Origin of the sequence: Xanthomonas hortorum, from assembly GCF_011305375.1 — a bacterium.
Lineage (GTDB): Bacteria > Pseudomonadota > Gammaproteobacteria > Xanthomonadales > Xanthomonadaceae > Xanthomonas > Xanthomonas hortorum_E.
Map to the genome: position 1 here is coordinate 188,596 of NZ_VCME01000004.1, position 25,882 is coordinate 214,477.

Genomic DNA, 25,882 nt, shown 5'->3' on the forward strand with positions numbered 1-25,882 from the left:
GAGAGCTCGATCGCCTTCATTGAACGAAGGCGATCGAGGTGGACCACTCCAACGGCTGGCGCGTTCTCAGGGGCGCTGATCCAACGGTACAAACACCTGATCTTCCGGCCCGGTGTAATTGGCCGAGGGGCGAATGATCTTGCCGTCCACACGCTGTTCGATGATGTGCGCGCTCCACCCTGCAGTGCGCGCCAGCACGAACAACGGCGTGAACATCGCCGTCGGTACGCCCATCATGTGATAGCTGACCGCACTGAACCAATCCAGATTCGGGAACATCTTCTTGATGTCCCACATCACCGTCTCCAGCCGCTCGGCAATGTCGTACATCTTGCGGCTGCCCTGCGCATCGGAGAGCTCGCGCGCCACCTCCTTGATCACCTTGTTGCGCGGATCGGACACGGTGTAGACCGGATGTCCAAAGCCGATCACCACTTCCTTGCGCTCCACGCGCATCTTGATGTCGGCCTCGGCTTCATCCGGCGTGTCGTAACGCTTCTGTATGTCGAACGCCACTTCGTTGGCGCCGCCGTGCTTGGGCCCGCGCAACGCGCCTATGCCGCCGGCGATGGCGCTGTACATATCGCTACCGGTACCGGCAATCACGCGGCTCGCGAACGTGGAGGCATTGAACTCGTGTTCGGCGTACAGGATCAGGCTGGTGTGCATCGCACGCACCCACGTCTCCTTCGGCGCAAAGCCGTGCAACAGATGCAGAAAATGTCCGCCGATGGAATCGTCGTCGGTCTCCACCTCGATGCGCTTGCCGTTGTGGCTGTAGTGATACCAGTACAGCAACATCGAGCCCAACGAGGCCATCAGCTTGTCGGCGATATCGCGCGCGCCAGGATGATTGTGGTCGTCTTTCTCCGGCTGCAGGCAACCCAGTACCGACACGCCGGTGCGCATCACGTCCATCGGATGCGCCGATGGCGGCAGTTGCTCCAGCGCTGTTTTCACCGCAGCCGGCACGCCGCGCAGCGAGCGCAACTTGGCCTTGTAGCCGCGCAGTTCCCCGCTGTTGGGCAACTTGCCGTGCACCAGCAGATACGCGATTTCCTCGAACTCGCTGGTGGTGGCCAGGTCCAGAATGTCGTACCCGCGGTAATGCAGGTCGTTGCCGCTGCGCCCCACCGTGCACAGCGCGGTGTTGCCTGCAGCAGTACCGGACAATGCGACGGATTTTTTCGGCTTGAAGCCGGGATTGACGGTGTCGTTCATGCGATGAGCTCCCAAACTATGTCGTGTTGCGGTGTCACGGATGAGGTGTCGAAACGTGCGCGCAGCAGAGCGCGATCATGCGCCTTTGCGCGCAAACAGTGCATCCAGACGCTGCTCGTAGTCGTGGTAGCCGATGCGTTCGTACAGCTCTTCGCGTGTCTGCATGCTTTCGAGCACGGCCTGTTGATGACCGTCGCGACGAATCGCGGTGTAGACCGCCTCGGCCGCCTTGTTGGCCGCACGGAATGCGGACAACGGAAACAGCTGGATTGCCACACCGGCCTGCGCAAGTTGGTCGCGGGTAAACAGCGGGGTTTTGCCGAATTCGGTGATGTTGGCCAGTACCGGCACGCGCACCGCGTAGACGAAGCGCTTGTAGGTGTCCAAGTCGTACGCGGCCTCGGCGAAGATGCCGTCGGCACCGGCTTCCACGCAGGCGATGGCGCGTTCGATCGCTGCATCCACGCCTTCCATCTGGATCGCATCAGTGCGTGCAATCAAAAAGAACGCCGCATCGGTCTTGGCATCGGCGGCCGCCTTGACCCGGTCCACCATTTCGCCCTGGCTGACGATCTCCTTGCCCGGCCGATGCCCGCAACGCTTGGCGCCCACCTGATCTTCGATATGGCAACCGGCCGCGCCCGCCTTGATCAGCGATTTGATGGTGCGCTCGATATTGAACGCACTCGGCCCGAAGCCGGTGTCCACATCCACCAGCAGCGGCAGTTCGCAGACATCGGTGATGCGGCGCACGTCGATCAGCACGTCTTCCAGCGTGTTGATGCCCAGGTCCGGCAACCCCAACGAGCCGGCCGCCACACCGCCGCCCGACAGATAGATCGCCTGGTAGCCGGCGCGCTGGGCCAGCAGCGCATGGTTGGCGTTGATCGCGCCGATCACCTGCAGCGGCGATTCGGCAGCCAGTGCGGCGCGGAAGCGCGTGCCGGCGGAAGCGGTGGGCGAAAGCGTCATGGCGGTTCCTGGATTGGGATGTGGTGATGTGCGCAAGTGGCATGCCAACTGTAACCCTTTGATTTGACTGCCGAGACCATTTCAACCTGTTGCAAATCCGCAACGTGTGGAGCAGCATGAAACGTTATTGAAACGCGACTGCATGATACGCACGCCCTCCATCTCCGAGCCTTCCGACGTCTCATCACCCGTGATCTGGACCGTCAGCGTCTCGCGTCTGACCGGCCTGCTAGCCGATGTCATCACCGAGTTCGACCAGCGCGCGCGCATCGAGCAGATCAATCTCGGCTTTGCCGAGGCGGTGGAGGTCATCGGCCAGCGTCTGCGCCGCGAGCGCTGCGATGTGCTGGTCGCCGGCGGCTCCAACGCCGCCTATCTGCGCAGCCGGCTTGCGCTGCCGCTGGCGCCGATCCAGGCCACCGGGTTCGATCTGATGGAAGCGCTGGCGCGCGCACGACGTATCGCGCCGCGCATCGGCGTGGTCACCCATGCCACCGATGTGCCCTCGTTCCGCGCGTTTCAGGACAGCTTCGACCTCGAAATCGAACACCGCCGCTTCGTTACCGCCGAAGACGCGCGCGACTGCATCGCCGACCTGCGTGCAAGCGGCATCCAGGTCATCGTCGGCACCGGCATGGCGATCGATTTCGCCGAACAGGCCGGCTTGCCCGGCGTGCTGCTGTATTCGGCAGATTCGGTGCGCCTGGCGCTCGAACACGCCATCGCCTTGGGCAACGCGCCCAATAACGATCGCCCTAGCAGTCGCACTGGCACACATCGCGCTCGCCGCACCGATGCATTGCTTGGCGAAGACGCGGCAATGGCGCACGTGCGCGCGTTGGTGCAGCTGTACGCACCACACCCCGGCACTGTGTTGATCAGCGGCGAAACCGGCACCGGCAAGGAATTGGTCGCGCGCCAACTGCATTCCGGCAGCCGTCGGCGCGGCCGCTTCGTTGCGATCAACTGCGGGGCCATCAGCGAATCGCTACTGGAAGCTGAATTATTCGGCTATAGCGACGGCGCATTCACCGGCGCCCGCCGCGGCGGCCATACCGGCCTGATCGAAGCCGCACAGGACGGCACCTTGTTTCTCGACGAAATCGGCGAACTGCCGATGCCGCTGCAGACACGTTTATTGCGCGTACTGGAGGAGCGCGAAGTGCTACGTGTTGGCGCCACGCTGCCGGTCGCTGTCGACGTGCGCGTCGTCGCCGCCAGCCTGCAACCGCTGCAGACACTGGTCGAACAAGGACGCTTCCGCCGCGATCTTTTTTATCGACTGGCAGCGCTGCGCATCGCACTGCCGCCGCTGCGCAACCGACCCAACGAGATCGCCTTGTTGCTAACGCATTACTTCCAGCAACTCGGCAGTATCCCTTCGCCACTGACACCGACAGCATTTCAGCAGCTGCAACAACACGCATGGCCAGGCAACGTGCGCGAACTACGTAATCTGGTCGAACGCCTGTGTATCCATTGGAAGGCACAGCCACACGACCACCTGAGCCTGGATCAATTGGAAAGCTGGGCACCAGAGCTATTCGACATACACCTTGGCGACAGCAGAACGGCGCCCAGACACACCGATCTTGCAACCTCACGCATGCAACTCACTGCAACAGCAGTCAGTGCAGCGCTCGAGCGAGCAAACGGCAATCGCGCCATCGCCGCTCAAGCACTCGGCGTCTCGCGCACCACCTTGTGGCGCTGGATGCAGGCGCACGCGTTGGCATCGCGTGCTTAGGATCCAAACGCACACTTGGCTTTGGGTGTTTAAGACGCAGCTGCGGGCTCTGGCATCGCCTGCTTAGGACACAAGCACGGGGCTTGGCAGCGCGTCGTTGAGAACGCAAGAATCTCGGTCAGCAGTCACAAACCAGCGACGCAATCCACACGACATGGTCGCTGCTACGTTGGTGATGCGATCCCGCCGCACACGCATCGCCGCCCACTCCAGCGCACGCCCATTGAACGAGCGCGTAGCGATCACTTGACCCGCGTGTACTCGGCATCGCCTGTGCTCAAGTGACCGGTCGCCTGATCAATCGCGTAATTGACGGTGCCATCCGCGCTGGACACCTGCAGCACACCCTTGTTCAAGATTGCCGGATGATTCTTTGTCTTGACGCCGCTGCCCAACAACTCCGGCGTGGTATCGCGAATGATGAAGCTCTCGCCATTGTGCTCGATGCTGAGCACGTTCTTCTGCGACTTCACATTGACCCACTTGCCCACGTACTGCTCACCCACATCGCGGGCACAGCCGGCCAGCAACACCATCGCAACCAGAGCACTTCCAAGCAGCGTCTTCATCGCCACTCCTTCTTCAACCCGGGGGTAGTGCAGGATGGCGATTCATTCGCGGGCCCGCAAGAAGCAGGCACAACCGGAACAGTATAACGGTCAGGGACGTTGAACTAGCCCGAATGCAAGCAGACTGGACAGTTGACTCCCCCAGGCACACGCGTACAATTTCCTGTACATATCCGGATCACCTTATGGACACCATCACCTACAGCGCCGCGCGTGCCTCTCTCGCCGACACCATGGACCGTGTGGTCAACGACCACGAGCCGGTGATCATCACGCGCAGCGGTGAGCGCGCCGTGGTCATGGTGTCGCTGGAAGACTACAAGGCCATGGAAGAGACCGCCTACCTGTTGCGCAGCCCGAAGAGTGCGCAACGGCTGCTGGAATCCATTGCCCAGCTTGAGGCCGGTCGCGGCAAGGAATGGGAACTGGCTGAGTGATTCTGCAGTTTGCGGACAATGCCTGGGAGGACTATCTCCATTGGCAACAGACCGACAAGAAGATGCTCAAACGCATCAACGAGTTGATCAAGGCCATTCAGCGCGATCCTTTCCAGGGCGTCGGCAAACCCGAACCGTTGCGCCATGCGCTGGCGGGCTACTGGTCACGCCGCATCAACGACGAACACCGGATTGTCTACAAGGCCGAGAACGGCATCCTGTTGATTGCTCAGGCGCGCTACCACTACGCGTAATCCCTGCCCATCCGCGCCGCCGGCGACACCCGCCAAACGCAGCATTGGACAGCCACACCGATTCGACGGCACCTCTGTCAGGCGGCATAAATGCTTCAACTGAAACACATGCCCAACGCCTTGCAGGACAGTTGCAGGACAACAAAAAGCCGGCACTTGGCCGGCTCTTTTCTTCTCGCGCTGAAACCCTTGTCTGCGACTGGATTTCGATGGTGGGCGGTACAAGGTTCGAACTTGTGACCCTTGCCGTGTGAAGGCAATGCTCTACCGCTGAGCTAACCGCCCGGTGACGCGAGCCGCACATTATAGGGCAGCTGCGGCGATCGTCAACAGGTTCATCCCCGGCGGTGGCGCTGCGGTCGAAAACGCCCCGTTCCGGTGAATGGGCGCGGCGTTCCGGCTACCTGGCAGCGACATCGTGCCGGTCGATTCCGTGCGGTTCAAACGCCCGCTCCCTTCGATGACCCGCTTGAAGGCGTGGGCGATCACGCACACGCGGCTGCGCCACACCGTACTGCACCCGCACCCGCTTCACATCGTATGCGTCGGCTTGTCCGAAGTCGTCAACCCCGCCAGCAGCGTCTCGATCTTGTTGCGCACCGCCTCGCCTTCCGGGCCATCCGGAAACTGCACGCCGATACCGGCAGCGCGGTTGCCCTGCGCGCCGGCGGGCGTGGTCCAGATGACCTTGCCAGCGACCGGCAGGCGCTCGCTGGAGTCCGGCAGGGTCAGCAGCAGGAACACCTCGTCGCCGAGCATGTAGCGCTTGGGCGTGGGCACGAAGATACCGCCGCCTTTCACGAACGGCATGTAGGCGCTGTAAAGCGCCGGTTTGTCTTTCAGCGCCAGCGACAAAATGCCTTGGCGTGCATTCATTGCACTCATCGAGTTCCCCTAGAACGTACCGGACGCTCTCCCTCGCGCCAGGACAGCAACAATTCCGTCACCGCCAGATCGGCGCGGACGGTGGTGCGCAGCAGATCGCGCGTGCGATTGGCGGCGTCGAACCAGGTCGCCAGCTTGTGCAACCGCGATGGATCGGTCAAGCCGGCCGATGCCTGTGCCAGCGCCAGGTCGGCGGCGTGGCGCAGACGCTGGTCGGCCTGGCCGTCGTTGGTCCAGCGCTGCGCAACATCCACTGCGCTGGCGCGCCCGGCGGCGATCTGCTCCAGATCCTGCGCCACCGTGCGACGTACCGCCAGGCCATCTTCGCGCAACCACTGCGCCGCAAGCCCCGGATGGCCGCGTGCGGCCTCCAGCGCTTCCTGTGCAGCCCGCTCGCCAACGCCCTGCGACAGCAGCCAGGCCAGCGCCTCGTGTGCGGGCGGCAGCTTGAATTCCAGACGCTGGCAGCGGCTGCGGATGGTCGCCGGCAAGCGCGCGGGCTGCGCGCTGATCAGCCACAGGTAGCGGCCCGGCGACGGTTCCTCCAGTGTCTTGAGCAAGGCGTTGCAGGCAGCGCGATTGATCGCATCGGCCGGGTCGACGATCACCACCTGCGCGATGCCGTACTGCGGGGTCAGCGAGAGCTTCTGCGAAATCTCGCGCACCTGCTCGATCACGATCTCGGTGCGCAGCTTGTCGCCGGTGCGGTTGGGAATGAACGAGATCAGTTGCAGGTCCGGGTGGGTCCCGGCCGCGATCAGCTGCCGACTGCGCTGCGCCAGCGCCGGGTCCGGCGAGCTGGCCAGCACGTGCTCGGCCAGTGCCAGCGCGACCGCACGCTTGCCCAGGCCATCCGGCCCGCAGATCAGCAAACCGTGTCCGAGACGGCCGGCATCCAGCGCAGCCAGCGTTTGATCGTAGGCGCGCTGTTGCCAGGGCGAAAATACGGCAGTCATGGCGTTGATTCCGGTTGCGGCAGACGGCGGCGCTGCAGGTAACGCGCCACCGCCGCATTGTGCTCGGCCAGGGTTGCCGAGAACGCATGCGCGCCGGTGCCATCGCCGACCGCCACGAAGTACAGCGCCTGGCCGGGCGCTGGACGTACCGCCGCCAGCAAGGCCTCACGGCCCGGCATGGCGATCGGGGTCGGGGTCAGGCCGGTGCGGGTGTAGGTGTTGTAAGGCGTATCGGTGGTCAGATCGCGACGCCGGATATTGCCGTCGTAGCTGCTGCCGATGCCGTAGATCACGGTCGGGTCGGTCTGCAGCTTCATGCCCAGCTGCAGGCGGCGCAGGAACACCCCGGCAATCAGCGGTCGCTCGCTGCCCAGCGCGGTCTCCTTTTCGATGATGGAGGCCAGGATCAGCGCCTGCTCCGGCGAAGTCAGCGGCAAGTTGGGGGCGCGCTGCTCCCAGGCCTGCGCCAACGCCTTGTCCATGGCCACGTGCGCGCGCTTGAGCACGTCCAGATCGCTGTCGCTGCGCTGGTAGAGATAGGTTTCCGGCAGGAAGCGCCCTTCCGGATGCTGATTGGCAAAGCCCAACCGCGCCATCACAGCCGCATCGTCCAGCGCGCCGATGGATTGCTGCAACGGCGTGGCGGTAGCCAGTGCCGCGCGTAGCTGGCGGAAACTCCAGCCTTCCACGATCGTGAAACGGTACTGGATCACCCGGCCCTGGCGCATGCGCTCGAGCAGCGCGCGCGGCGACAAGGCCGGCGCCAGCGCGTATTCGCCCACCTTGAGTTTGCCGGCCGCATCGACCTGGCGGGCCAGCAGCTGCCATTCCAGATCCATGCCCTGCGCCACGCCGGCATCGCGCAACTTGCGCAACGTCACCTTGAGCGAATCGCCAGGCGCAATCACCACACTGGGCGCGCTCGCGCTCACCGGTGTATCGGCGAAGTGCAGGTAATGCCGCCACGCCACCACAGCCGCAATCGCCAGCAGCGCCGCGAGCAACAGTGCCGTGCCCAGCACGGCCAGACATCCACGTTTGCCAGTCACCGCCACACGTACCTCGTCATTGCCCCAGCGCCGCGCAGGATACCGCGCGCCGGTGATGTCTCGTTGAAGCGCTCATGTCTGGTCGAATGCACGCAGCAGGCCGCGCGCCTTGGCGCGGGTTTCGTCCAGCTCGCGCTGCGGATCCGAGTCCACCACGATCCCGGCCCCGGTGCGGAAATGCACCTGGTTCCCGGCCACTTCGGCGGTGCGGATCAGGATGTTCAGATCCATGTCGCCGTCGCGATTGAGCCAGCCGAATGCGCCGGTGTAGGCGCCACGTGCGGTGCATTCGAGCTCGGCGATGATCTGCATGCAGCGCACCTTCGGGCAGCCGGTAATGGTGCCGCCAGGAAACACCGCTGCGATCACCTCGCCGGGCGTGACCTCAGCGCGCAGGCGGCCGCGCACATTGCTGACGATGTGGTGCACATGCGCGTAGCTTTCCACGCCCATCAGCTCGTCCACTTCCACCGTCCCCGGCGCACAGATGCGCCCCAGGTCGTTGCGCTCCAGGTCGATCAGCATGACGTGCTCGGCGCGTTCCTTCGGGTGGCCGACCAGCTCGCGGATGCGTGCGGCATCGTCGTCGCCGGCAAAACGCGCACGGGTGCCGGCGATCGGGCGCGTCTGCACCACATCGCCCTGCACCGACACCAGGCGCTCCGGCGATGAACTCACCACCGCGCGTCCCGCCGCCACAAATAGGCCGGCAAACGGTGCGGGGTTGGCCGCGCGCAGACGCGCATGCAGCGCTGCCGGATCGACCGCAGCAGCGAATACCGCATGCCAGGCGCGCGAGATATTGGCCTGGAACACGTCGCCAGCGCACAGATAGGCGAGCACGCGCTCCACTGCACCGGTGAAGCGTTCGGGCGCGTCTTCTTCGACAGCCACCGGAGCGACCCAGTCCGGCAACGGCGGCAGCACGGCGCAGGCGGCGATGTCCTCAACGATGCGCGTCAGCAGATCCTCGCGGCCCGGCTCGGCCAGTGCGACGCACAGGCCATTTACCCGATCGCGCAACACCGCTGCAGGCGCACGCAAGGCAAGCGCGCTCGGCAAGCCGTCGGCGCGGGTAGGCAACTGCAAAATCGGCTCGACCTGCGAGGCCAGTTCGTAATCCAGCAACACCGCCCAGCCGCCGCGAAACGGCCACGGGCTTGTCGCATCGTGCGGCACGCGCTCGGCCTGCCACACCGCATCCAGCGCAGCCAGAAAGCCGCCTTCCAGCACGCGTCCGTCGCCATCGCGCGCGTGCCCATCGGCGTCGAGCCGCAGGCTTGCGCCTTCTGCAAGCAGCAAGACATCCCAGCGACCGTGCTCGGTACCGAAGGCGGTGGATTCGAGCAAGACCGGATAGCGCTGCGGCGCCAGCCGATGCAGCGCCAGCAGGTCGATGTCCGCATGCAAGGATCTGGTGAGCGTCATCGGCCTGGTTTGGCGTGGGGTGCTAGAGCGCGCCGCCCTGCTGCAACTGCAGAGGGCGAGCGACGATGGAATCGGGCTGTGAATCAGAAATCAGGCCGCGCGGACGCGTCGCGCGCGGCGGCTAAAACTAGCTTGCGCGCCGTTCTCCGTAAAAAGAACGGCGCGCCAACTCAGATGCGCTTGAACACCAGCGTACCGTTGGTGCCGCCGAAGCCGAAGCCGTTGGACATCACCGCGTCCACCTGCACTTCGCGCGCCACGTTCGGCACGTAATCCAGGTCGCAGCCTTCGCTGGGTTCTTCCAGATTGATGGTCGGCGGAATGATGCCGGTATGCAGCGCCATCACCGAGAAGATCGCTTCCACGCCGCCGGCCGCGCCGAGCAGATGACCGGTCATCGACTTGGTCGAACTGACCATGGTCTTGTAGGCGTGGTCGCCCAATGCGCGCTTCATCGCCAGCGTCTCGGCCAGATCGCCCAGCGGCGTGGAGGTGCCGTGCGCGTTGAGGTAGCCGATCTGCTCGGGATTGAGTTTGGCATCGCGCATCGCCGCAACCATGCTACGCGCCGCGCCTTCGCCATCTTCGCTGGGGGCGGTCATATGGAACGCATCGGAGCTGGCGCCGAAGCCGACCAGCTCGGCATAGATACGCGCACCACGCGCCTTGGCGTGCTCGTACTCTTCCAGCACCAGCACGCCAGCGCCGTCGCCGAGCACGAAGCCGTCGCGCTGCTTGTCCCAGGGACGCGATGCAGCGGTGGGGTCGTCGTTGCGGGTGGACATCGCCTTCATTGCGCAGAAACCGCCCACCGAGCTCGGCGAGGACCCACGCTCGGCGCCGCCGGCCAGCATCACATCGGCATCGCCGTACTGGATCATCCGCATCGCGGTGCCGATCGAATGATTGGAGGTGGCGCAGGCGGAAACAGCCGAGAACGTCGGGCCCTTCAGGCCTTTGATCAGGCTTACCTGGCCCGGCAGCATGTTGATGATGGTGCTGGGCACATAGAATGGCGAAATCTTGCGCGCGCCGCCCTCATGGAATTTGATGGTCTGCTCTTCGATACCGAGCAGCCCGCCGATGCCGGAGCCGAGAATGGCGCCAATGCGTTCGGCATTGCTTTCGTCGATCTCCAGCCCGGAATCGTCCAACGCCATGAACGAGGCGCCGACACCGTAGTGGATGAACGAATCCATCTTCTTGACGTCCTTGGCGGACACAAAAAGCGTGGGGTCGAAATTCTTGATCTCACCCGCGATCTTGGTGGTGAACTGCGAGGCATCGATCTGCGTGATCGGGCCGATGCCTGAGCGCCCGTGGATGATTCCATCCCAGCTGGTGGCCAGATCATTGCCCAGCGGCGACACCATGCCCATGCCGGTAACGACAACACGACGACTCATTGCAGATCTCCTCACCACGCAACAGACGGTGCTTGCGGTTTGCGATTAACGCTGAAAAACACAGGGCCGCATCAGCGGCCCCATGGAATGTCTGACGCAGCAGCGGCATGACGCACGCCGCCACCGTCAGGAACAACGCATCAGCTCTTGACGTGAGCCTTCACGTAGTCGATCGCCTGCTGGACCGAGGTGATCTTTTCAGCCTCTTCGTCCGGGATCTCGCACTCGAACTCTTCTTCCAGCGCCATCACCAGCTCGACGGTGTCCAGCGAGTCGGCACCCAGGTCATCGACGAACGATGCGCTGGTGGTGACTTCCTCTTCCTTGACGCCGAGTTGTTCGACGACGATTTTCTTGACGCGTTCTTCGATGGTGCTCATTTGGGATATCGCTCCGGATGGAGTAGTGGTGGTACGAAAAAAACGCCATCGCCGCTGCGATGGCCGCGTTGGATAGTGTAGTGGAAGCGACCGAGCGTTGCATTGCATCACAACTCCCGGCCGATCAGCCACTTAGCGCCTCCCGGCGCCGCACGCTCACGGCATGTACATGCCGCCGTTGACGTGCAGGGTCTCACCGGTGATGTAACGGGCACTCGGGCCGGCCAGGAATGCCACCGCGTTGGCGATGTCCTCCGGCTGTCCCAGGTGGCCAAGCGCGATCTGCTGCAGCAAGGCGGTCTTGGCCTCGTCCGGCAGCGCCTTGGTCATGTCGGTATCGATGAAGCCGGGCGCCACCACATTCACTGTGACCCCGCGCGAGCCGATTTCCTTGGCCAGCGACTTGGAGAACGCAATGATGCCGGCCTTGGCCGCGGCGTAGTTGGTCTGCCCGGGATTGCCGGTCACACCCACCACCGAGGCGATGTTGACGATGCGGCCCTTGCGCGCCTTCATCATGCCGCGCATCACCGCCTTGGAGGTGCGGAACACGCTGGTCAGGTTGGTGTCGATGATCGCCTGCCAGTCGTCTTCCTTCATTCGCATCAACAGGTTATCGCGGGTGATCCCGGCATTGTTGACCAGAATCGAGATCGCGCCGAACTCCTTGCCGATCGCATCGATCAGGCCATCGACCGCAGTTGCGTCGGTGACATTGAGTTCGCGCCCGTGACCGCCGTGGGCAGCCAAACGCGCGCCGATCGCGGCAGCGCCGGACGCCGAAGTGGCAGTGCCGATGACGGTGGCGCCCTGGGCGGCCAGCGTGTCGGCAATGGCCGCGCCGATCCCGCGACTGGCGCCGGTGACCAGGGCGATCTCACCCTGCAGTGGCTTGCTCATGAATTCTTTTCCTCGAAGGGGGACGTCGCGACCGTGCGCGAACGTCGAGGGAGGCCGGCATGACACCGGCATATGCATTGGAGGATCAGTGCGTCCACGCCTCAAGCGCGCCAGCGTAATCGGCAGGCGTGGCCAGAGGACGCGCATCCAGGCTCTTGTCGATGCGCTTGATCAGCCCGCTCAGCACCTTGCCCGGGCCGCATTCGGCGATCCGGGTGACGCCCTGCGCAGCCAGCGCCTGCACGCAGCCGGTCCACTGCACCGGCAGATACAGCTGCTCGGCCAGGGCCCTGCGAATCGCCTCGCTGCCGTCGTGCACGCGTGCATCCACGTTCTGCACCACCGGAATCTGCGGGGCATGCCAGCTCAGGCCGGCCATCGCCTCGCTGAGCTGGTTGGCCGCATCGCGCATCAACGGGGTGTGCGAAGGCACGCTCACCGCCAGCTTGACCGCCTTGCGCACGCCGCGCTCGGCCAGCAAGGCCAGCGCGCGATCCACTGCGGCCGCATCGCCACCGATCACGATCTGACCCGGCGAATTGAAGTTGGCCGGCACCACCACCTGGCTGCCCGCCGCTTCGGCACAGACCTCCAGCACCAGCGCATCTTCGGCGCCCAGCACCGCGGCCATCGCCCCGACGCCGGCCGGCGCGGCGGCCTGCATGAACTGGCCGCGCAGCCGTACCAGGTGCGCACCGTCGTGCAGCGACAAGGCACCGGCCGCGACCAATGCGGTGTATTCACCCAGGCTGTGGCCAGCCAGCACCGCAGGGCGTTGCCCGCGTTGCGCGTTCCACAGCCGCCACACCGCCACGCCTGCGGCCAGCAAGGCCGGCTGGGTGTATTCGGTACGGTTGAGCATCTCTTCCGGGCCGCCCTGGGACAACGCCCACAGGTCGACGCCCGCGCCTTCAGAGGCTTCGGCGAAGGTTTCGCGAATCTGCGGATGCAGTTCGGACAGTTCGGCCAGCATGCCTAAGGACTGCGAGCCCTGGCCGGGAAACACGAAGGCGAGAGTGGATTCGGTCACGCGTTGCTGCCTACAAAAATCGAGCCGGGATAATACGTGCGAAATCGCCCTGGCGTCTGTACTGCCGCGTATGCAAGACCCGGCCAGCGCGACCGCCGGCACACTTACAGCAAGGCGTTGAGCAGGTCCATTTCGCCATCGGCCAGCCAGTCCACGCACATCACCAGTACCAGCAAGACGCCGAGCGAGGTCGCTGCGTGGATGGCCAGGATGGCGCGCGCCAGCGCCCCGGCAGAGCGCCCCAGGCGACCGGTGAGCTGCGCAAACCGCTGCAATCGTCCGGTCACCACATGCGCATGCGCCGCCACGGCCGGGCCGGCTGCATCGAAGGCGCCCGTCATCAACCGCTGCAGCACCTCGCGGCGGCCGCGGTAGTACTTGGCCACGCCGTAGCCGAACACCAGCCAGTCGCGCGCCTGGGCCTGCGCCAGGTCCATCACTTCCAGCGGATCCTCTTCGAAATCGATGAAGCCGACCGCCTGCCCGTCGAAGGTCATGTTGCGCGGAAGCGGTTGGCCGAAATACGCACCATCGCGATGGGCGTCGGCAATGGCGGCCACCGCCAGCACAATCAGGCGGTCGCGTTCGGGCGCATTGGCCTCGCGCAGGCAGCTGGCAAAGGAGCGGCCGTTGTCGCTGAGCACCAGTGCCGCCTGCCCGCAACCGACCACACGCGGCACATTGACCGCTTGCGCCTGCAGCTCGCCGAGCCGGCGCGCTTCCAGATCGCGTGCGGCATCGCCGCCACGGTGCGGCGGTGGACGCAAGGCGTCCAGGCCCCAGCGGCGGGCGACAAAATTGAGTGCTCCGAGCGAGACCGCCCGGTTGTCGCGTCGGTACTGCTTCAGCCAGACGCGCTGTCCGGCGATGACGATGGGTTCTGCCATAACGGGTCCGTCCCTGACGCTGTCAGGCATCGCCGGCGGACGCGGCGATGCCTGCGAAACTCAGTAGCGCAGCAGCGCCGAGCCCCAGGTAAATCCACCACCGAACGCCTCCAGCAGCAGCAGCTGACCGCGCTGCACGCGGCCGGAGCGAACCGCTTCGTCCAGCGCCAACGGCACCGAGGCCGAGGAGGTGTTGCCGTGGCGATCCACGGTGACCACCACCTGCTCCATCGGCAGCTCCAAGCGCTTGGCGGTGGCTTCGATGATGCGCATATTGGCCTGATGCGGGATCAGCCAATCCAGGTCGCCCTTGCCCAGGCCATTGGCCGCCAGCGTCTCGTCGACCACCGAGTCCAGTGCTTTGACCGCGTACTTGAAGACCTCGCTGCCCTTCATCAGCAACACGCCGCCGCCGTTCTTGCCTTCGCCGAAACCGACCGACACGCCGACCGGATCCCACAACAGCTCTTTCTTACTGCCATCGGCGTGCAGATGGGTGCTGAGGATGCCAGTTTCTTCGTCGGCCTTGAGCACCACCGCGCCAGCACCATCGCCGAACAGCACGCAGGTGGTGCGATCAGTCCAGTCGACAATACGGGTAAGCGTTTCTGCACCGACCACCAGCACGGTCTTGGCGTCGCCACTGCGGATGAACTTGTCGCCGACGCTGAGCGCATAGACGAAACCCGAACAGGCCGCGTTGACGTCGAATGCACCGCAACCGACATTGCCCAGCCGCGCCTGCAACAGGCAGGCAGTGGACGGGAAGATCAGGTCGGGCGTGGTGGTGCCGACCACGATCAGGTCGATCTCGTCGGCGCTGACGCCGGCCGCTTCCATCGCCTTCAGCGAGGCGAAATACGCCAGATCGCTGGTGGTCTGGTCGTCGGCAACGATATGACGCTCACGGATACCAGTGCGCGAGAAGATCCATTCATCGCTGGTGTCGACGATCTTGGACATATCGTCGTTGGTCAACACCTTTTCGGGCAAATAGCTACCCGTGCCCGCGATTCTGGAATAGATCCGCTTGCTCATGCTGTTTCCTAGTGCAAGAGCCGCAGTGACCGACGGCTCCGGAAGAATCGAGGGTCGCCCAGCCGCTGAGTGCGGCGGGCGCCACGGATCAATCTTCTTGGACGGCCGACGACTTGGTCGCGATCACCTTCTTGCCGCGGTAGTAACCGTCAGCGGTGATGTGGTGGCGCAGATGGATCTCGCCGCTGGTCGGATCGGTCGACAGCTGCTTGGCGGTCAGGGCATCGTGCGAACGACGCTGGCCGCGACGGGACGGGGTGACTCGGGATTTCTGCACAGCCATGGGATTGCTCCAACTTAAGTTCGATAACTTGTCTGTCGAGTCGAACAGGACGCTCTACGCCCGCGTCGACCTGTCTTTCCGCCCTTAACAGCGGCGGTTACTGTTTCTTCAACGCTGCCAGCGCCGCGAACGGACTGGCCTTGTCTTGCTCTTCCTGGGTCGGAACCCACTCGGCCTCGACGGCTTCGCTTCCCGGCGCCATTGGCACCACAGGTACCGACAACACCAGCTCATCCTCGACCAGATCCACCGCCCGCAGCATGCCATCTTCAGGCACCAGCAGCGCTTCGTATTCGGCCGGCAATGCAGCTTCGTCGGCCTCGTCACGGATCAAACCAAGACGCTGTCTGATTTGCACCGGATACAGAAACCGTTGCAGGGTGCGCTGGCACGCCAGCGGCAGCTCGACATCGATACTGAGTTCGACATAAGCGACCTTCAACAGATTGTCCTGGTCGAATTCAAGCGAATAGACACATTCGCCCTCGGTATCGACAAGGCTTCCTTGCAGACGGGTCATCGCAGAGAGCGGGATGCGGCCATCGAAGCGCCTGCGCGCTGCGACCATCCGCCAAGCATCCAGCATTTCGGGTACGTTCGCGGACATAAGCCGCAGAATGTTAAAGACCCGCAGGTTCCGTGTCAAATGCGCCCATTCACACATGCCGCGCGGCGCGGCGGCTGGCAGACTCCCCTGCCCGTCCACTCACAGCACGCCCTGATGCCACGCCTGATCCTTGCCTCAACTTCCGTCTACCGGCGTGAGCTGCTCGGCCGCCTGCAATTGGATTTCAGCACCGCCCGGCCGGAGGTGGACGAGCAGGCGCAACCCGGAGAATCCCCCAGCGCTCTGGCCAGCCGTCTTGCCGCCGAGAAAGCGGCAGCGGTAGCGGCGCACGTCCCGGATGCCTGGGTGATCGGCTCGGATCAGGTGGCCGACATGGACGGCCAGGCCCTGGGCAAGCCGGGAACGCTGGACCAGGCGCGCGCGCAGCTGACTGCAATGTCCGGCCGCGTGGTGCGCTTCCACACCGCCGTGAGCTTGGTCGGCCCGGAGCGCAGCCTGCACGCGCTGGACCTGACCGAAGTACAGCTACGTCCGTTGGCGCCCGTCGAGATCGACCGCTACCTGGCCGCCGAGCCAGCGCTGGATTGCGCCGGCAGCTTCAAATGCGAAGGCCTGGGCATCAGCCTGTTCGACGCCATCCGTTCGGAAGACCCCACCGCACTGGTCGGCCTGCCGCTGATCGCACTGGCGCGGTTGTTGCGGCAGGCGGGGTTCGAGATTCCCTGAGGCGGGCGTCAGTGCGGCCGAGCCAGCTGACAGAACTGATACGGGTACTCAGCCTGCCCCACGTGCGAGGACAGCGTGCGACAGCGCGCGGGGTCCAACGTAAGCCCATAAGCGGCAAGCCGCTGCTGCGCGGCCTCGCGTACGGCGCGATCCGCAGCGACAACGTCTAGCGCCTTGCCCTTCAGAACCTTGAGCACGCAGCGTCCCGGCTGCGAGGCATCCAGTTCGGCACGCAAGCCGTGCCCGACCAACCACTGCAACCCCTTGCACTGCGGCTGCACATCCCAGCCAACTTGCTTCGCCCAGCGATTCATCCGGTCGATCCGCAGTTGCTGCTTGTCGCGCGCCGCGCCCAACATGGCGTAGAGCTGTGGCCGCTCGGCAATCAGCGTGCGCACGCGCTGCCGGTACTGGTCGGTTTCGGCGATATTCGTTGACACACCGATGTAGCGTGCCTGCTGCGGAAGCAGCGGCACCCGCCATGATTGCGGCTCGTCGCCGACCAGCAATACCGTGGATGCAGATGGATCGCTCAACCCCGGCTGCTGAACTTGAAAACTATCGCGCGCCCAGGCCTCGTGACCCCAATCCTTCCATCCCATTACCGCGACCAAGGCACATAGACCGATCAACCAGGCGGCCTTGCGATTTGCGCGTATCGCGAATGCATGGCGGCACACGATCCAGAGCACCAGCGGCGCGAGCAATTCCAGCGCCACCAGATAGCGATGGATGCTGAAAATCGCCTGCCACAGCGCGTAAGCCACGCCGAAGAACACCAGCAAAACGACGGCCGAGCGATCGAGCCGGCTGTGCCGCACCGGCCTGCGCCGCACCGGCCTGCGCACCACGCGACGCCCCACAGCGATCAGCACCACCGCATACAGCACGGCCCAACCCGCTTGCACCAAACCGAGATCGCCGATGCGCTGCGGCTTGAAGGTAAACAACAGCGGCCAGATCAGCTGCTCACCGAGATTGCGCGGCAACCAACGCACATCGGCGATCGAGACCGGCTGCGCCAGCGGCGATTTGAAGACTCCGTTGAACTGCGGAAACAGCGGATTGCCCAAGTGCTGCCAGACCTGCCAGTACCAGGGCCCAGCCACCAGCACCAACACCAGCGCCGCAACGCCGGAAAGCACACTCAGACCCAGCACGCGCGAGCGCAGGCGCCCGCCATCGCACAGGACTGCAGGCGCCAATGCCAACGCATACAACCCATTGGTGAGCTTGAGCGATACCGCAAGACCGATCAGTGCGCCGGCAACAGCCCACAGATGCACGACGCGCACGCCCTGACTCGCTCTGGCTTGCGCCAACAACATAATCGCCAACGCAGCCAACACCGGAATCGCGCTGGCGGTATCGCCCATGGTGCCGCCAAGTTCGGACAGAAATACCGCGCTACACATGCCGGCGACCGCAAGCAACGGCGCCCACTGCGCGCGTCGCGGTTCGTTCGACAACACGCGCCATGCCACTGCCGCAACCGGAATGAACACCAGCGCATGCAATGCGCCCAGCAGCAATCCCACCACTGGCCCGGGAAGCTGCAGCATCAGCCAGGCATGCATGACATCGAGCAGCGGACTGAAATAGCTCTGCATCTGCGCTGGCGCAAGATCAGCGCCCAAGCGGTTATTTGCCCATGCATCGCCGATATAGAGATGGTAGTTGCGCAGATCCCAATTGGCGTCCTGGCCAAGGCCAAGCGACAGCACTGCACCTAGCAGCAACACTGCAAACGCTGCCGCAGCGATCTGGCGTGGCGAATGAAAGCCGAAGCGGCGATCGGCCCATTGCAGCATCCGCTGCCGGCGGTTTGCAGACCTGGATATGGAAGTACCGACCATCAACGCAACACTCCGCTATTGCGCGGCGACACAAGACTGCCGACGCCCGGCTCGGCCAGATAGGCCAGATGCTTGGCTTCGACGCGTCCGCGTGTGACCGTGTCCAGGATCAGCCCGCACGCCAGCAATAGGAACCCCAGCAGCATCAGCGCCACACACAGGATCGCCGTGGGAAAGCGCGGCACCAGACCGGTCTGGAAATAGGTTTCGAACAACGGAATCGCCAGCACGATCGACAGCGTGGCGCTGAACAGAAAACCGATCGAGAAGAACAACAATGGCCGCTCGGCCTTGAACAACTTGGCAATGGTGGTGAGGATGCGCCAGCCGTCGCGCCAGGTATTTAACTTGCTTTGCGAACCTTCCGGGCGCACGCCGTAGACGGTTTCGACCTCGGCCACCGGCATGCGCAACTGCAGTGCGTGCACGGCCAGTTCGGTTTCGGTTTCGAAGCCCTGCGCATGCGCCGCGAAGGATTTGACATAGCGCCGCGAGAACACGCGATAGCCGGACAACATGTCGTCGAAACTGCGACCGAACAGCAACCCGGCGCAACGGGTCAGCAGGACGTTGCCGAAGCGATGACCGGGCCGATAGGCGGCCTGCTGCTGGTCGCGGCGCGCGCCGACCACCATGTCCAGGCGCTCGTCGATCAACTTGCGCACCAGCAGCGGTGCGGCAGCCGCGTCGTAAGTGGCATCGCCATCGACCAGCACGTAGATATCGGCCTCCACATCGGCGAACCCACGCCGCACCACGTTGCCTTTTCCCTGCAACGCAACGCGAAATACCTGCGCGCCTGCCGCCGCTGCAATCGCTGCGGTGGCGTCGCTGGAATTATTGTCCAGCACATGGATCGCTGCGCCCGGCAGGGCCGCAGCAAACGCGCCAACCACCGACGCGACCGTTGCCGCCTCGTTATGGCAAGGCACCAGCACGGCGATTCGAATCCCGGACACGGGAATGGGATGCATAACAGTCAGGGCGTCGGTCATTGCGTGATCAAGGTGCGGAAACGGTGATGGGCTGTTCCCACCAATCCTCGACGCTGCCATCGTGGCCGTGCAGGCGCAGCCCCAGCCAATGCGTGCCGGGCGGCACCGCGTGGGTATCGAGCGTGGCGGTGAAGCCGACGTTGGGGTGTTGCGGGTCGGTGGAGATCTTCCAGTACGGGCGCACATCGAGCAGCGTGCCGTAGTCGGCCTGCGCGGCCGGGCGGCCGTCGAGCAGCAGTTCTACATCCGACAGGCCGACGCCATCCTTGAATGCCCAGCCGCGCACTTGCACCTGCCCGGACACGCTTACATCGGGCAACGGCGTATCGATCCAGGCCATCGCCGGAGCGATGCACGGGCCGGGCTGACGTTGTGCGGGCAGTGCGAACAACAGAAAACGTTGATAGCCATGATCGGTAGATACCACCGTGGGCGGCGGCAACGGCCCGACCATGTCGCAGATGGCGTGGTAACGCTTCAGCAGGTCGCGATAGCGCTGATCGCTGGGCGAGAGCACCAGCAGGCGCGGTCCGGCACGCGTGCCGTCACTGAGTAACCCCCACTGCAGCAACTGCGCGCTGCGTCCGTGCTTGTCGTTCAAGTCCGCGCGCAGCACTTCCACGTTGGCATCGTGCAACTGGAAACCGAGCTCGGCGCCGACCTTGAAGTTTTCCGCCAGCACCCGCGTGCCAGGCGGCATCTGCGCAAGCTTGACCTTAACCGCCCCCGCCAGATGGTTCCATCCCGCGAAATTGCGTGGATAGTATTTTTCGCCGGCCGCATGCGCGCGAATCGACGGCACCGACACCGCCAGGTAATAGCCGTATGCGCCCAACGTGCCGAGCAAGGCGATCACCCATGCGGCGCGACGTAGCGTATGCGGCCAGCGCATCAGGATCACCGGCACCGCGACCAGCAAGGCCAGATAGCCCGGCAGCGGCCAATGGAAACTGATCCGCTCGGCATCGCTGAAGAAACCGAGCACGAAGATCGCCACGGTCGAAATGCCGCCCAGCAATCCGAAATACCGCCATTGCGCCCGCGAGCCGCCGCCGGCACGCGTGCCAGCCAGCCCAACCTTGACCATCGCCCAGGCCAGTAGCGGAGTCACCAGCACCGCCTGTATCAGCAAGAACCACAGCCCGGTGATCTGGAAGCGCCATGGATGCCGGTCGACCAACTGGAAGCGCAGCCCGGCCTCATCATGGTCGGTATTCCAGAACAACAGCGGCAGCCAGCTCATCGCGCCCACGGTAAGCGCCATCCAGATGCGTGGGTCGCGCATGACCGCGCGCCCCTGCGGAATGCACAGCAACGCGATGCAGCCCACCCCGATCACGCCGATAAAGCGGTAATGGCTGAGCGCACCGATCACCAAACCGATGGCGAGCTCGAGCGCACTGGTGGCATCGACCTCGCGCAGCAGCCGCGCGCCGGCATCCATGCACAGCACCGCCGCCAGCGCCATCGGCACATCCGGCACCGCCAGGATGCCGAGCGTGGCCGACAGCGGCATCAGTAGGGTCAGGCTGCCGGCCTGCCAGCCCAGCGTGGAGCCGAACCAGCGCGTGGCGATATGCGCGATCAGCCACGGCAGCAGCGCGGCGATGGCCAGAAACGGCAGACGCAAGGCCAGCAGATGATGTCCGCCGACTTCCACACCCAGCCGCGCCAGCCAGGCCGTCATGCCTGGCAGATCCGAATACGCGGCGGCCAGATGCTGGCCTTCCTGCCAATAGAACGCCTCGTCCACGAACAGCGGCAGCCGCGCGGCAATCAACAGCTTGACGGCTGTCGCCAGTGTCCACAGGATCACGAAAGTGCGATGTGCGCGTTGGTCCCCTTGCATTGCCCTGTGCACTCTTCTTCCACCTACGGAATTGTGATGTCGACACCGCTGCGTTCCACGGAAATGCTAACCGATGCGCTGCGCCAATCGCTGCGGCGCGCACAAGACCAGGTCAATTCGCTATTGCTGGGCAAGGCGCAGGAAGTGCGTTTGGCATTCGTGGCGCTGCTGTCCGGCGGGCATTTGCTGATCGAGGATCTGCCCGGCCTGGGCAAGACCACCCTCGCCCACGCGATGGCCTCCAGCCTGGGGCTGGGCTTCCAGCGCGTGCAGTTCACCTCCGACCTGCTGCCGGCAGACGTGCTGGGCGTGTCGGTGTACGACGCCGCCTCGCGCCAGTTTCAGTTCCATCCCGGCCCGGTGTTCACCAACGTGCTGCTGGCCGACGAAATCAATCGCGCGCCGCCACGCACGCAAAGCTCGCTGCTCGAAGCCATGGCCGAACAGCAGGTCACGCTCGACGGCGTCACGCATGCGCTGCCCGAACCCTTCTTCGTGATCGCCACGCAGAACCCGGTCGATCTGTCCGGCACCTTCCCGCTGCCGGATTCGCAACTGGACCGTTTCCTGCTGCGGCTCAGCCTGGGCTATCCCAGCGCCGATGCCGAGCGCGCGCTGCTGTCGGGCGTGGACCGGCGTGAATTGATCGCCCAGGCGGTGCCGCAACTCAGCGATAGCGACGTGGTCGCGCTGCGCGCGGTGGTCAGCCAGATCCATACCAGCGATGCGCTGATCGGCTATGTGCAGGCCTTGCTGCTGCGCAGCCGCCAGCATGCCGGCGTGCGCGTCGGTCTGTCGCCGCGTGCCGGTATCGCGCTGCTGCGCGCGGCCAAGGCCTACGCGCTGCTGCTAGGGCGCGAGCACGTGCTGCCGGAAGATGTGCAGGCGCTGTTCGTGGCCGTGGCCGGGCATCGGCTGGTGCCGGAGGCCGAATCGTCGTCCGGGCCGGCACTGGCCAAGGCGCTGCTACACAGCGTGCCGGTGGACTGACCAACGTGCGTGCGCACTTGCGCGGCATCGGCCGCCGCCTCAGCCTGCTGGCGCGTCCGCGGGGCGCGGAGGCCTTGCCGATCGTGCTGGATCGGCGGCGCATCTACGTGCTGCCCACACGTTTCGGGCTGTTCGTCACCGCCTTGCTGCTGGCAATGCTTCTGGGTGCGTTGAACTACAACAACAACCCCGCCCTGCTGCTGGCCTTGCTGCTGGCCACCGCCGGGATTGCCAGCAGCATCATGGCGCACCTGCAATTGTCGGCGCTGCGCATCGAGGCGGTGTCGGCCGAGCCGGTGATCGCAGGCGAGCCATTGCGCATGCGCGTATCACTGGCGCGTCGCGACACCCGCGTGCGTCGCGGATTGCGTCTGGACCATCTGGAAAGCAGCGGTTTCTGCTCGTTGATCGAGCAGGACATGGCCGACGTCGACCTGCTGGTGCCCACCGAACGCCGCGGCTGGCAGGACATCGAACGCATCCGCCTGTCCAGCACCCAGCCGCTGGGGCTGGTGCGCGCCTGGTCGTGGGCCTGGCCGGAAACGCCGTTACTGGCCTATCCCAAGCCCGAAGAACAGGGGCCGTCATTGCCCGAAGGCGCCGGCTCACCCAACCAGACCCGCCTCCACGCGCAAGGCGAGGAGTTGCACCAGCTGCGCCCATATCGCGCCGGCGATGCGCCACGCACGATTTCCTGGAAGCACTCCGCGCGCCGCGACAGCCTGCTGGTGCGCGAATACGAGCAGCCCCTGGGCATCGAAGTCACGCTGGACTGGCGCACGCTCAACACACTGCCCTACGAACGCCGCATTGCGCGGCTTGCCCGCTGGATCAACCTGGCCGAGCGCGACGGGCGACGCTACCGGTTGCTGCTGCCGGGCCAGCCGCCGCTGGGTCCTGCACAAGGGCCCTCGCATCATCATCTGTGCCTGCGCGCCCTGGCCCTGCTTCCTCATGACTGAGCCGTCCCTCCCGATCACCCAGCCCAGCCGCGGCTGGGTGCTGGCCACCAGTTGGCTGGCACTGGCGCCGTTGCTGTTGCAGCTACCGGGGTTGCTCGCCGGCACCATTGCCGTGGCCGCCGTGCTGGTCGTCGTACTGAGCTGGCGCGGCACCTTGATGGCACCGGTGCGGCTGTTGCTGGTGGTCGCGATGCTGGCGGCGGTGTATTGGCAGATCGGCATGCGCTTCGGGCGCGACACCGGCTGCGCGGTGCTGGCGTCGATGCTGGCGATCAAAGCCTCCGAACTGCGCACCTTGCGCGATGCACGCAGCCTGCTGGGTTTTGCGTTGTTCGCCCCATTCGCGGCTTTTCTGCTCGACCAGGGGCCGGCGACGATGGGCCTGGCGCTGCTGGCGGTAGTCAGCGCGCTACTCAGCATGCAGCGGCTGGCCGACGAGGAGCACCGCACCGGCACGCCAACCCTGCGCCTGCAACTGCGCAGCATCGGCAAGCTGGTCGCCATTGGCGTGCCGTTGGCGCTGGCCACGTTCTGGTTGCTGCCGCGGCTGAGTTCTCCTCTATGGGGAGTGCCAGAGCGCGCGCTATCGCGACCCGGCCTGTCGGACAACATGTCGCCGGGTGAATGGATCGACCTGATGGCCGACGACAGCCCGGCCTTGCGTGTGCAGTTCACCGGCAAGGCACCGCCGCCAGAGCAACGCTATTGGCGCGGGCCGGTGATGTGGGACTTCGACGGCCGCACCTGGCAGCGCGCGCGCTGGACCGGTCGCGCCCAGCCCGCATCGGTCACTGCCGGGCCGCAGACCTACCGCTACCGCCTGGACTACGAGCCCACCGACCGTCGCCAACTGGTGTCGCTGGATCTGCCCACGCAAGCGGTGGCCAATGCCGAGCTGTCGCCCGACTACGAACTGTTTGCGCAGCGGCCACTGAGCGCGTTGACGCGTTGGGAGCTGCAATCGGCGCCACCGGCACGTTTCGACACCGACCTTCCAGACCAACTGCGCAAGCGTGCGCTCGCCCTGCCGCCCGGTTTCAATCCACGCACGCTCATGCTGGCAAGGCAGTGGCGCGCGGAAGCCGGCAGCAACGACGAAGCCGTGGTGCAGCGCGCGCTGCAGTGGATCACCCGCGAATTCGCCTACACGCTGGACACGCCGCTGCTCGGGCGCAACAGCGTCGACGAGTTCCTGTTTCAACAGAAAGCCGGTTTCTGCGAGCACTTCAGCTCCTCATTCGTGGTGCTGATGCGCGCGGCCGGCATTCCGGCGCGGGTGGTCACCGGTTATGCCGGCGGCACCTACAACGGCTTTGGCAATTACTGGGTGGTGCGGCGCATGGATGCGCATGCCTGGACCGAAGTCTGGCTGGCCGGGCGCGGCTGGGTGCGCGTGGACCCCACCGCCGCAGTGGCGCCGGAACGCATCTACGACACGCTCGAAGACCGCATACAAACCGGTGCAGGCAACAACTTCGCCCAGCTCGGTGCCTGGGAAAGCCTTGCCCAGGTCAGCGACCTGCTGCGCCGCGGCTGGAACGACCTGGTGTTGTCCTTCGATGCCGACCGCCAGCAACGCCTGTTGCAGCCGTTCGGCATCGATCGCCTCGACACCACGCAGTTGGCCGCCATCTTCGGCATCTTCGCCGTCAGCGCACTGGCCTGGATGGGCTGGTTGCTGGCGCGCGGCGAGCGTGAGCGCGACCCGCTGCTGCGCGCCTGGCATCGGCTCGGCCGCCGCTATACCAAGCTTGGCCTCGCGCGCGAACCCTACGAACCGGCCATCGCCTGGGCGCAACGTGTCGCCCGTTCACACCCGAATACGGCATTGTTGCCGCTCAGCCAACGTTTCGCTGCCGCGCGATACGCTGGCGCTGATTCGGACAGCGCCTCACTCCTTAAAGATCTGCTGCAGCATCGCCCGCGAACCGGAGCTTCCTCATGAGTACCCGCTTTCTTCTTCCCATTGTCGCTGTGCTCGGGCTCGCAGCCTGCGCGACTGCGCCCAAGCCGCTGCAAGGCCAGTTTCCTACGGTCAGCCCGAGCGATTCCACCGCCAGCGCCCAGGTCGGGACATCCGTGCGCTGGGGCGGCAAGATCATCCAGACCACGCCAAGCCAGGGCCAGACCTGCTTCGAGCTGATCTCGCGCCCGCTCAATGCCAGCGGGCGCCCTGACCGCAACGCCGTGGATGCCAGCGATGGCCGCTTCCTGGCCTGCCGCTCGGGCTTCTACGATCCGGCCGTGTTCGAGCCGGGCCGCGAAGTGACCTTCATCGGCAAGATCGAAGGCTATGAAACCACCAAGATCGGCGAGTACGACTACAAGCTGCCCAAGGTGAATGCCGACGTGGTCTACCTGTGGCCAGTGCTGCGCGAAGTCGACGTGGTGCCGGCCTACCCGTATGGCCCCTGGGGCGATCCGTGGGGCCCGCGTTGGGGCGGCGGCTGGGGCTGGGGTGGCCGCGGTTGGTGGTAATCGACCGCTGACGTCG

At 65.0% G+C, this 25,882-nt stretch carries 26 protein-coding genes and 1 tRNA gene; 8 read left to right on the top strand and 19 right to left on the bottom strand.

Annotation, left to right across the window (positions count from 1 at the left end):
- Positions 1 to 66: 66 nt before the first annotated feature.
- Together prpC and prpB are read right to left on the bottom strand one after the other, a co-directional pair.
- On the bottom strand, positions 67 to 1,221 hold the full coding sequence (prpC, locus tag FFY45_RS03800) for a bifunctional 2-methylcitrate synthase/citrate synthase (RefSeq protein ID WP_176339473.1): 1,155 nt from the start codon (positions 1,219 to 1,221) through the stop codon (positions 67 to 69).
- A 75-nt stretch (positions 1,222 to 1,296) separates the two neighbouring features.
- On the bottom strand, positions 1,297 to 2,193 hold the full coding sequence (gene prpB / locus FFY45_RS03805; RefSeq protein ID WP_176339474.1) for a methylisocitrate lyase: 897 nt from the start codon (positions 2,191 to 2,193) through the stop codon (positions 1,297 to 1,299).
- A 127-nt stretch (positions 2,194 to 2,320) separates the two neighbouring features.
- Between prpB and prpR the strand changes: the two genes are divergently transcribed.
- The gene (prpR, locus tag FFY45_RS03810) at positions 2,321 to 3,940 is read left to right on the top strand and encodes a propionate catabolism operon regulatory protein PrpR (RefSeq protein ID WP_176339475.1); all 1,620 of its coding nucleotides are present in this window, start codon (positions 2,321 to 2,323) and stop codon (positions 3,938 to 3,940) included.
- A gap of 242 nt (positions 3,941 to 4,182) precedes the next feature.
- On the opposite strand, the gene FFY45_RS03815 is transcribed toward prpR, so the two are convergent.
- The gene (locus FFY45_RS03815; protein WP_115040289.1) at positions 4,183 to 4,509 is read right to left on the bottom strand and encodes a hypothetical protein; all 327 of its coding nucleotides are present in this window, start codon (positions 4,507 to 4,509) and stop codon (positions 4,183 to 4,185) included.
- A gap of 185 nt (positions 4,510 to 4,694) precedes the next feature.
- On the opposite strand from FFY45_RS03815, the gene FFY45_RS03820 reads away from it, so the two are divergent.
- Positions 4,695 to 4,946 carry a type II toxin-antitoxin system Phd/YefM family antitoxin gene (locus tag FFY45_RS03820; protein WP_176339476.1) on the top strand — a complete coding sequence of 84 codons (252 nt, stop codon included), beginning with the start codon at positions 4,695 to 4,697 and terminating at the stop codon, positions 4,944 to 4,946.
- Positions 4,943 to 5,200 (top strand): Txe/YoeB family addiction module toxin, encoded by a 258-nt coding sequence (locus FFY45_RS03825; RefSeq protein ID WP_176339477.1) that lies wholly within the window; start codon positions 4,943 to 4,945, stop codon positions 5,198 to 5,200. Before FFY45_RS03820 ends, FFY45_RS03825 begins: the two co-directional genes overlap by 4 nt.
- Positions 5,201 to 5,410: 210 nt before the next feature.
- Here FFY45_RS03825 and FFY45_RS03830 read toward each other — a convergent pair.
- The 13 genes from FFY45_RS03830 to FFY45_RS03890 all read right to left on the bottom strand — a co-directional run bounded on the left by FFY45_RS03830 (position 5,411) and on the right by FFY45_RS03890 (position 16,049).
- Positions 5,411 to 5,485 (bottom strand) — tRNA-Val (locus tag FFY45_RS03830).
- Positions 5,486 to 5,731: 246 nt separating this feature from the next.
- Positions 5,732 to 6,085, bottom strand: a complete 354-nt coding sequence (locus FFY45_RS03835) for a PilZ domain-containing protein (RefSeq protein WP_003483889.1) — start codon at positions 6,083 to 6,085, stop codon at positions 5,732 to 5,734.
- On the bottom strand, positions 6,082 to 7,041 hold the full coding sequence (locus FFY45_RS03840) for a DNA polymerase III subunit delta' (protein ID WP_176339478.1): 960 nt from the start codon (positions 7,039 to 7,041) through the stop codon (positions 6,082 to 6,084). Before FFY45_RS03840 ends, FFY45_RS03835 begins: the two co-directional genes overlap by 4 nt.
- Positions 7,038 to 8,096 (bottom strand): endolytic transglycosylase MltG, encoded by a 1,059-nt coding sequence (gene mltG, locus FFY45_RS03845; RefSeq protein WP_439333510.1) that lies wholly within the window; start codon positions 8,094 to 8,096, stop codon positions 7,038 to 7,040. The genes FFY45_RS03840 and mltG overlap by 4 nt, the downstream gene beginning before the upstream one ends.
- A 66-nt stretch (positions 8,097 to 8,162) precedes the next feature.
- Positions 8,163 to 9,518: an aminodeoxychorismate synthase component I gene (locus FFY45_RS03850; protein WP_176339479.1), complete on the bottom strand. Its 1,356-nt coding sequence runs from the start codon at positions 9,516 to 9,518 to the stop codon at positions 8,163 to 8,165.
- A gap of 170 nt (positions 9,519 to 9,688) precedes the next feature.
- Entirely contained in the window at positions 9,689 to 10,924 is a 1,236-nt protein-coding gene (fabF, locus tag FFY45_RS03855) for a beta-ketoacyl-ACP synthase II (RefSeq protein WP_176339480.1), read from the bottom strand.
- Positions 10,925 to 11,064: 140 nt separating this feature from the next.
- Positions 11,065 to 11,304, bottom strand: a complete 240-nt coding sequence (acpP, locus tag FFY45_RS03860; RefSeq protein ID WP_002814322.1) for an acyl carrier protein — start codon at positions 11,302 to 11,304, stop codon at positions 11,065 to 11,067.
- A 156-nt stretch (positions 11,305 to 11,460) separates the two neighbouring features.
- Complete coding sequence (gene fabG / locus FFY45_RS03865) at positions 11,461 to 12,204, bottom strand: 3-oxoacyl-ACP reductase FabG (RefSeq protein WP_115039952.1); 744 nt, start codon at positions 12,202 to 12,204, stop codon at positions 11,461 to 11,463.
- Between the two features lie 85 nt (positions 12,205 to 12,289).
- A complete protein-coding gene (fabD, locus tag FFY45_RS03870; protein ID WP_115039951.1) occupies positions 12,290 to 13,234 on the bottom strand; it encodes an ACP S-malonyltransferase in 945 nt (314 codons plus the stop codon).
- A 104-nt stretch (positions 13,235 to 13,338) separates the two neighbouring features.
- Positions 13,339 to 14,121, bottom strand: a complete 783-nt coding sequence (locus FFY45_RS03875; RefSeq protein WP_176339481.1) for a BUD32 family EKC/KEOPS complex subunit — start codon at positions 14,119 to 14,121, stop codon at positions 13,339 to 13,341.
- 60 nt (positions 14,122 to 14,181) lie between these two features.
- Entirely contained in the window at positions 14,182 to 15,159 is a 978-nt protein-coding gene (locus tag FFY45_RS03880; RefSeq protein ID WP_176339482.1) for a beta-ketoacyl-ACP synthase III, read from the bottom strand.
- An 88-nt stretch (positions 15,160 to 15,247) separates the two neighbouring features.
- The gene (gene rpmF, locus FFY45_RS03885) at positions 15,248 to 15,442 is read right to left on the bottom strand and encodes a 50S ribosomal protein L32 (RefSeq protein ID WP_003483870.1); all 195 of its coding nucleotides are present in this window, start codon (positions 15,440 to 15,442) and stop codon (positions 15,248 to 15,250) included.
- 97 nt (positions 15,443 to 15,539) lie between these two features.
- Positions 15,540 to 16,049, bottom strand: coding sequence for a YceD family protein (locus FFY45_RS03890; RefSeq protein WP_043907086.1), 510 nt, complete (start codon positions 16,047 to 16,049; stop codon positions 15,540 to 15,542).
- Between the two features lie 111 nt (positions 16,050 to 16,160).
- On the opposite strand from FFY45_RS03890, the gene FFY45_RS03895 reads away from it, so the two are divergent.
- The gene (locus FFY45_RS03895; RefSeq protein ID WP_176339668.1) at positions 16,161 to 16,736 is read left to right on the top strand and encodes a Maf family protein; all 576 of its coding nucleotides are present in this window, start codon (positions 16,161 to 16,163) and stop codon (positions 16,734 to 16,736) included.
- 8 nt (positions 16,737 to 16,744) lie between these two features.
- Here FFY45_RS03895 and FFY45_RS03900 read toward each other — a convergent pair whose 3' ends face one another.
- From FFY45_RS03900 to FFY45_RS03910, 3 genes are read right to left on the bottom strand one after another with little or no spacing between them, the layout of a single operon-like run.
- Positions 16,745 to 18,547 carry a hypothetical protein gene (locus tag FFY45_RS03900; protein ID WP_439333511.1) on the bottom strand — a complete coding sequence of 601 codons (1,803 nt, stop codon included), beginning with the start codon at positions 18,545 to 18,547 and terminating at the stop codon, positions 16,745 to 16,747.
- Positions 18,548 to 18,591: 44 nt separating this feature from the next.
- Complete coding sequence (locus FFY45_RS03905; RefSeq protein WP_176339483.1) at positions 18,592 to 19,587, bottom strand: glycosyltransferase family 2 protein; 996 nt, start codon at positions 19,585 to 19,587, stop codon at positions 18,592 to 18,594.
- 7 nt (positions 19,588 to 19,594) lie between these two features.
- Positions 19,595 to 21,436, bottom strand: coding sequence for a glycosyltransferase family 39 protein (locus FFY45_RS03910; protein ID WP_176339484.1), 1,842 nt, complete (start codon positions 21,434 to 21,436; stop codon positions 19,595 to 19,597).
- A 36-nt stretch (positions 21,437 to 21,472) separates the two neighbouring features.
- Here FFY45_RS03910 and FFY45_RS03915 point away from each other — a divergent pair, with 36 nt between their 5' ends.
- From FFY45_RS03915 to FFY45_RS03930, 4 genes are read left to right on the top strand one after another with little or no spacing between them, the layout of a single operon-like run.
- Positions 21,473 to 22,426, top strand: a complete 954-nt coding sequence (locus FFY45_RS03915; RefSeq protein WP_023902896.1) for an AAA family ATPase — start codon at positions 21,473 to 21,475, stop codon at positions 22,424 to 22,426.
- Positions 22,427 to 22,431: 5 nt separating this feature from the next.
- Complete coding sequence (locus FFY45_RS03920; RefSeq protein WP_176339485.1) at positions 22,432 to 23,388, top strand: DUF58 domain-containing protein; 957 nt, start codon at positions 22,432 to 22,434, stop codon at positions 23,386 to 23,388.
- Positions 23,381 to 25,333, top strand: a complete 1,953-nt coding sequence (locus tag FFY45_RS03925) for a transglutaminase TgpA family protein (protein WP_176339486.1) — start codon at positions 23,381 to 23,383, stop codon at positions 25,331 to 25,333. Before FFY45_RS03920 ends, FFY45_RS03925 begins: the two co-directional genes overlap by 8 nt.
- Positions 25,330 to 25,866 (top strand): Slp family lipoprotein, encoded by a 537-nt coding sequence (locus FFY45_RS03930; RefSeq protein ID WP_006448424.1) that lies wholly within the window; start codon positions 25,330 to 25,332, stop codon positions 25,864 to 25,866. The genes FFY45_RS03925 and FFY45_RS03930 overlap by 4 nt, the downstream gene beginning before the upstream one ends.
- The last annotated feature ends 16 nt before the right edge of the window (positions 25,867 to 25,882 follow it).